Below are 7,586 nucleotides of genomic sequence, written 5' to 3' on the forward strand. Positions count from 1 at the left end.
AATGAATGGAAAAATACTTTACCAGCATGGAACGTTAGGTGCTTTGATGGCGGGTTTAATGGATGGCACTGAAACAATTACTCATATTCTTGAACATGGAACCTTAGGCTTAGGAACTTTGCACGGTTTAGACGGAGAAGTGATGTTTTTAGATGGAAAAGCTTATCAAGCACGTTCAGACGGTTCAGTAGTTCAATTAACAGGAACTGAAACTACTCCTTATGCTGCCGTTACAAATTTTTGCAAGGATTCTTCTTTTGAGGTAACTCAGGTTACTAGCAGCGAAGAATTAAAAAAAGAAATTTTAGTAAAACAAGCAGGAAGTAACTTATTTTTTGCAATAAAAATTACTGGTATGTTTCAGAACATCCACACACGCGTGATGCCTAAACAAAGCAAACCCTATCACCGACTAGCAAAAATTTCAGAATCACAACCCGAATTTCAGGAAACCAATCTTTCAGGTACGTTAGTCGGTTTTTATACTCCTGCTTTATTTCAAGGAGTTGCAGCAGCAGGATTTCATTTGCATTTTATTGATGAGACGAAACAATTTGGTGGTCACGTAATTGACTTTGAATTAGCAAAAGGAAAAGTAGAATTGAGCAAAATCGAAAATTTGGTACAACATTTTCCAGTAAACGATGTGACATTTGTTACAACTGAAATTGACTATGCTAACTTAGAAAAAGAGATCGAACAGGCAGAATAAAACAAAGCATCAATGTTTTTTTCATAAATAAAAAAGATTCGTAGAAAAATTCTCTGACGAATCTTTTTTATTTAATGCTGATCGGCTAGTCATGTTTCTAAGCTATAATTCATTTATCAAAGGAGGAGAGAAATGATGTGGTCTCAAAAACAAAAAATGGAAGCTTATCAGACGTTATTCTTACAACAAGCAGGATTATTAGAAGTTGAAGACCATTGGTTAGCGAATTTAGCCAATTCCTCCGCTTTGTTAAATGAGACATTGCCCCAAACAGTATTTGTTGGCTATTATCTTTTTAATGGAAAAGAACTGATTTTAGGACCTTTCCAAGGACGTGTTTCATGTACGCGAATTAAATTAGGCAAAGGGGTCTGCGGGGAAGCAGCACAAAAACGAACCACTTTGATCGTTGAAGATGTGAAAAAACATAAGAACTATATTTCCTGTGACTCTGCGGCTCAGTCAGAAATTGTTGTGCCAATGGTTAAGGAAAACCGGTTGATTGGGGTCTTAGATATTGATTGTGCGCAGACGAAAGGATATGATCGAATGGATCAAGAAAATTTAGAAAAGTATGTGGAGATATTGTTTCCAACGTTTCCTATGAATATTTTCTCTTAATAAAAATAAATTATTTTATTTCATGAAATCGAAAGAAGCATATTTAATCATGTGTCTTTCGATTTTTTTAATTATAAATGTTTTTAGTTTCCATAATCTAATTTTAATGTTATTATCATTTTATAAAATGTCAAAATGATTAAAGGTGGATGAGATATGAAGAGTGAGGAAATTATTTTAGGAAAAAAATATACCTGTCAACCAATTGGCTTAAAACATCCAGTCGTAGGAGAAGTTATTAATAAATTAGAAAATTGTATTGTGTTATGTATAGAAAAATATCAAGTACATGATCATGAAGAAATATTAGAAAAATGTGGGAAAGTAGTAGTAAAATATGAAAATGTATATGGATTAGCAGAAGAAGTTTATTTTGAAGCCTCACAAAAAGTGTATGAACCAGTCTTCGTTTTATAAACACAAGACAGAAAAGAGGTTTTGTTCAAAGTGTTTGACTCTGAGAGATAGAACAGAATATCCGAAATTTGGTTCATAAATTTTCAGGATATTCTGGTTTATTGTTATCTCTAGTCTTTAATAGTAAAATATCCAAATTTTTCCTTTTAAAGATTATTTTTCTTTTTTCGTTTTTGGTCATAACGTTGTTGGAGATTCTTAATACCTTTTTCTTGAATTTGTCTACCTATAAAAGCTAGGTCTTTCTTGGTCAAATTGATATCGGTATATTTAAACCGATTTTTTTGTGAAGAAGGAGTAACATTGCCAATAATTAGATCAAAAGAGTCCTTTTGCATAGTTAAAGAAAAAGAGTCAAGTGGATTTAGCACCGTGATTGCTAGTTGATAAGGAATAAACTGTTCAATTTTAGTTTGAATAAATTCTGTGTGTGAACTTGTTGTGTCATAAAATAAAGCTAATTTAAATTTTGCATTTGTGTCAATAATTTTTGTAGCAAAATGAGGAAATGAGGTATGAAAAATATAAATTAAGTAATGAATTGTACTGGTACGAACAATTGGTAATTTTGAGTGAGTCAATAAATCTGTAATATCTTGGTTGATTACTTGTTGCACAAAGTCACAGTTTGCTACAAAGCGTGAAAAACGATCATCTAAAATACAGTAAGGAACTTGCAAGTTGATGCCTAGAAAGTAATTAAAAACAACAGCGTCCAGCTTTTGAGAAAAATTGTCTTCGTGATAATTGTATTTTTTGAAAAGACATTTTGTTAGTTAATAAAACACATTTTTAGTTGTACGAAAAACTTGCGGATCTTGACCAATATGTTCTGTAACATAACCAATCATTTTTTCGACATAAGCTCGATGGTAGCCTGTAAATTCCCGTAGATCGATTTTTTTAAGGAAATACTCGATGTGATTTGTATTTATCTTAGTTACAGCCAGCCGATCACGTTTTGTATGGACATAAATGACAAAAGCCATTTTCTTAACATCAGAAAAGTAAATTTTTAAAGGAGTCGCTACTGCAATCATTTGAGCGATTTTCATAAATTCTCGTTCTTGATTTTTATTTGCATCAATGAACTCATGCTGGTATTTTTCTAAGAAAAAAATCAGAAAAAATTGGCGAATATTCTTTTCATTTTAACTGAATTGGCTTAGTGGCAATAAAAAAATCGTAAGGTGCAACAATTAAGTTGATTTTTTTGATTAAACGAATGATCGATGATTTACTTAAATTTAATTCGGTTGCTAACATCTCGTAACTTGTAAAATTTGATGAAAACAACAGTTCTAATAATTGAAATGCAGAAGAATGAGCCAAAAATGGCTGTAAACATCCATTAAAGTAGCAAAAGGACGTAACTGAAGAGAAACAAGAGAAAAATTATCACTTTGTACTTCAAGAAAAGGAAATTCACTGTCAATTTCTATGAGGTAATTTTTAATTGCCGATATTGAACTTGAAAGCTTTGTCGCTAGCTCATGGAAGGATGTTTTTGAATCATTCAATAGATACTCGATCAATTGTAGTTTTTTTTGTGAAGTAGATGATAATAATTTTCTTAGCATAAATTCCTCCAATTTGTTTGTGTAATGTGTAAATAATACCATGATTTTACAAGTATTCAAAAAATTAGGTACGGTATTTTTTTTGAATACTTAAAGTACAAAGTCTTTGGCAAAATAAAGAGGAAGAATAGATTCTAAATCGATGGTTAGCTAGTGCTACAGAATCATTTTCTAATTCTGAACATAAGAAAGGAGAAAAAAACGGAACCTATCGAGAAAGTTTGCTCAGTGTTGAATAATCAGACTTAGTTAAGCAATTTCGAAACCAATTGAATAAAAAAATTAGAAATTATATAGAAAAAGGATGAATCAATATGAAAAACAAACTTTCTATTTATATATGTTTACTTGGCTTGTTAGGATCAATTTTTTGTGAGTCAACAATTGTTCTTGCAAAAGGGATACCTATAGCAGAAAGTAGTCCAAATACAACTGAATCAACACCTAGTAGTCAAGTAGTTCCTGATATAGATAAACCCATCACTGCTTTAACGAGTGAAAAAACACAAACAACGACCACACAGTCAACTACGCAACCTATAGAAGCCGCTCAAGCAAACGCACCAAGTCACACGCAAGAACAATCGTTCACTTCTACGACCAATCAAAACATTATCCAGCCTCGAGCTCCTGTTGAAAGTCAAACAGCAGATACGCAAGAAGCATTAAGTGCCAATTTGAATGAACGTGGTATCCAGCTTTTTCATAACGTCTGGGTCACTGATTTAAACAACCAGCCATTCACTGAAGAAAATCCACCAATGTATAACGGAAATATCAAAATTCATTTTGACTGGGCGTTAGAAGATGCCGAAGAGATTCGTGATGGTGACTACTATACTTACCAACTGCCAGAATATTTTGCTATTCATAATGAAGTGAACGGGGAATTAACTCGTGATGGCGGACAGTCTTTAGGTGCATTTACACTATCAAAAGATGGAAAATTAACGGTGACCTTTAATGATACAGCTCACACTTTATCAAACCGTTTAGGAAGTATTGAATTGGTGACAGAATTAAACGTATCTACAGTGACCGAAGAAGTGACAATTCCTACTGGCATTTATGATGAAGACGGACATGAAATCCTTATTTCATTACCAATTTATGAGATTGATATTACAAAGACAGGAAGTGTGACATCGAGCGGGGCAATAGTGTGGGAAATTATTTTTAACCGTACGAATCGCGAATTACATGATGTCGTCGTGACAGATCAATTGCCGCAAGGGTTAGCTTATAGTACTTCAACTGGTTATCGTTATGATGCAAGTACCAATGAATGGATTCGAACGGATGGTTTGTATACATTTAACAGTACCAATAATACTTTTACCTTCAATCAAACTGTAACAGGTCCGGTTCGAATTGTTATCAATAGTGCAGTAACCAATCCTAGTGCTACCTCCTTTAAAAATATTGCTTCCATTACAAGTAGTGATTTTATGAAGAAAACAGCAGAAGCAACCGTTACGTATGATGAACAGTCTGAATACAAGCGATTTACTGGTTATAGTCCAGAAACAAAACGTGCCTCGTGGGAACTTTCTGTCACATTAGATAAAGATCAAGCACAAGTACTGGATCAGACTTATTCAGGAAATGATCCGTCAAGAGCCATCCACTTTTTTGTTAAAGAAAGCTTGAAAATTACAGATAAAGAAGGTGTGCCCGTAGCAGCAGATGATTGGTCATTTGACAATACGTATGAATTAACCAAAGATGGCAAAATCGTGCGTTTCGGGATTACTTTTGCTAAAGCAGGTTACTATAAGATTCAATACGATACACAATTGTATGGATCAATTTTGGCAGATACGAGAATCTATAATTATGCGTCGATTCGTGATAATCAAAATACCTCTTTAACCGGAAATGGCGTAGTTAATCCAACAAAAATAATTGGGGTCGTTAAAACTGCTGGAACCAAAGACTATGAAGCGCTAACCGTCCCTTGGAAAATCGTTGCTAATACCAATCAGCAAAACGTCAATAACTTAGTCATTGAAGACCGTTACCAATTAATCTCCGGTGCAAATAGCAGTGCGCTAGAACTATTGTCAGACTCTTTGATTGTGACTGCAAGTGACGCTACTGCACCGTTAACACTCAATACGGACTACACCGTTTCTGTCATTAAAGAAATGAAAACTCTCGCTAATGGATCAACAACGGAAATGGAAACCGGTTTTCGTATTCAATTAATCGGTGCTTATCAAAATACTTCGGCAACTATCACTGCCAACTTTAAGACTCATTTTGATGTACCAAAACAAATCGCACTAGGTAGTTCTAATAGTCGTTTCAGTAATGCGGCTTTTGCGCATGCTATTGATGCAGCAGGAAATTTATCAACGGAGGCTTCAGAATCGAATACTTGGTTGGATACCAATTGGTTAACTAATGCTTTGAAATACGGAATATTCATTGGTGAAGGAGAAGATGTAGCTAAAGCGCTCCAAACGATACTTGGCCGTAACTTAGGAAGTATTTTTGATGAATCCATCGCATCAAGCGATCAAATCTATTGGATATCATTATTTAATACCTATAAAGGAAAGATCAATAAAAATGCTGTGATTGTTGACCAATTGCAAAAAGGTCAAACTTTGAAAGAATTGGCTGTTTATACTGCCACTGTCACAGGTTATGCTACTCAGATACGATCCCTGAAAGAAAAATTGGTTCTTGGTGAAGACTATAGTTACACTTATGATCCGAATACTAAAAAAATAAGTATTACTTTACTGAAAGATACTTCAGAAACATTAGCTGTTTTTCTGTCAACTGAAGCAGCAGAAGATGTATTCACCTACAAAAATTCCATTACACTAACGGATAATAACACTACCTTAACTGCTCAAGGACAAGTGGATAAATCTGACAAAATGGATTGGCTAAGTAAAAATGGTAGTCAAAATGCAGACAACAAACGTCTGATTGATTGGGAAGTGATGATTAATGCCGACAGCCGTACAGTTCAAAATGCAGTCGTCAAAGATACGGTCAAATATAATCAACAAATCTTCTTACGTGATGCGAATGGTACACCGGCTGTGGAAGTTTATGAAGCAGTTTTGAATAACGGTACTTGGGAAAAGGGTGCAAAAGTTAATTTTACTAATGAAGATAATCTGCAAATCACTACGGATGTCTCTACTGGTACTCAATCATTAACTATTAATTTTGAAGAAACAATCAAAAAGCCTTATTTTATAGTTTATCAAACGCAACTTGATCCGGGGATTTTAAATAATGAACGAGTAACTAATAAAGTAAGTTTAACTGGTAGTAAAATTGAGATCCATAATGTGACCAAAGAGATCACAGTTAAGTCGACAAATGGTAGTGGAAATTCTTCGGGAACGAACGGTTCGCTAAAAATTGTGAAATATGATGCACAAGAAAGCAAAGAACAAGGAATTGATAAAGAAGCTGTCTTTCAATTGAGCCGTAAAAATGCTCAAAATAATTATGAAGTCCTTTTCTCGAACTTAGTGGTTAAAAATAATCAAATTATGGAAAACGGGGGGGCACTTGAACACATTGATAATCTACGCTATGGTGATTATATGATTCAAGAGATTACTGCACCAAAAGGGTACCAACGGGATGCGACACCTTATACTTTTACTCTTTCTGATAAACAAGTTAACTATGTTTTTGAATTGGCCAATCACAAAGAAATTAAAGAGACAAGCCAAGCCTTATCTATCCAAAAAATTCTTGATGGGCGAAAATTAAAAGCCGATGAATTTGTTTTTGAATTGCTTAATGATGATGGGAAGGTCATTCAAACGAAAAAAAATGATGCGACAGGTCAAGTTGATTTTGATGCTATCACTTACAATAATATAGGTGAATATCATTATACAATTCGTGAAAAATCCGGAGACGATCAAGCCATCATCTATGATAATCAAGAAATGAAAGTGACAGTAACAGTTACGGAAGAAGAAGATCAACTCGTAGCGAGTACCACTTATGAAGGCAGTCCAGTCTTTACCAATCATTACAAGCCACAAGCCGGTAATGTCGTCTTACAAGCCGAAAAAATCCTAACAGGACGTCATTTACAAGCCAACGAATTTGCCTTTGAATTAGTGGATGAAAGCGGAAAAGTTTTACAAACTAAAAGCAATGACGCCAGCGGCCAAATCTATTTTGATGAACTTGCGTATGAAAAAGCTGGAGAGTATCATTACACGATACGTGAAAAAACGGGGTCAGATCGTACGATTAGCTATGATGCT

Annotated in this window: 8 protein-coding genes; 4 read left to right on the forward strand and 4 right to left on the reverse strand. The window is 34.3% G+C overall.

From position 1 onward, the window contains the following. The first annotated feature begins 1 nt into the window (after position 1). From budA to RV14_RS09750, 3 genes are all read left to right on the forward strand, one after another. On the forward strand, positions 2-712 hold the full coding sequence (budA, locus tag RV14_RS09740) for an acetolactate decarboxylase (protein WP_071856073.1): 711 nt from the start codon (positions 2-4) through the stop codon (positions 710-712). 135 nt (positions 713-847) lie between these two features. Next, positions 848-1,333, forward strand: coding sequence for a GAF domain-containing protein (locus RV14_RS09745; protein ID WP_071856074.1), 486 nt, complete (start codon positions 848-850; stop codon positions 1,331-1,333). Between the two features lie 156 nt (positions 1,334-1,489). Next, the gene (locus tag RV14_RS09750) at positions 1,490-1,750 is read left to right on the forward strand and encodes a hypothetical protein (RefSeq protein ID WP_071856075.1); all 261 of its coding nucleotides are present in this window, start codon (positions 1,490-1,492) and stop codon (positions 1,748-1,750) included. 146 nt (positions 1,751-1,896) lie between these two features. On the opposite strand, the gene RV14_RS12745 is transcribed toward RV14_RS09750, so the two are convergent. The 4 genes from RV14_RS12745 to RV14_RS12760 all read right to left on the reverse strand — a co-directional run bounded on the left by RV14_RS12745 (position 1,897) and on the right by RV14_RS12760 (position 3,330). After that, positions 1,897-2,430, reverse strand: a complete 534-nt coding sequence (locus RV14_RS12745) for a hypothetical protein (protein ID WP_245785491.1) — start codon at positions 2,428-2,430, stop codon at positions 1,897-1,899. A 96-nt stretch (positions 2,431-2,526) separates the two neighbouring features. Then, positions 2,527-2,805: a hypothetical protein gene (locus RV14_RS12750; RefSeq protein ID WP_245785492.1), complete on the reverse strand. Its 279-nt coding sequence runs from the start codon at positions 2,803-2,805 to the stop codon at positions 2,527-2,529. Between the two features lie 91 nt (positions 2,806-2,896). Then, a complete protein-coding gene (locus RV14_RS12755) occupies positions 2,897-3,082 on the reverse strand; it encodes a helix-turn-helix domain-containing protein (RefSeq protein WP_342714736.1) in 186 nt (61 codons plus the stop codon). Next, positions 3,052-3,330, reverse strand: a complete 279-nt coding sequence (locus RV14_RS12760) for a helix-turn-helix domain-containing protein (protein ID WP_245785493.1) — start codon at positions 3,328-3,330, stop codon at positions 3,052-3,054. The genes RV14_RS12755 and RV14_RS12760 overlap by 31 nt, the downstream gene beginning before the upstream one ends. 314 nt (positions 3,331-3,644) lie before the next feature. Between RV14_RS12760 and RV14_RS09760 the strand changes: the two genes are divergently transcribed. Beyond that, positions 3,645-7,586, forward strand: a 3,942-nt coding sequence (locus RV14_RS09760) for a Spy0128 family protein (RefSeq protein WP_071856076.1), incomplete at its 3' end; no start/stop codon positions are given.

The organism is Enterococcus ratti, assembly GCF_001886195.1.
Classification (GTDB): Bacteria; Bacillota; Bacilli; order Lactobacillales; family Enterococcaceae; genus Enterococcus_B; species Enterococcus_B ratti.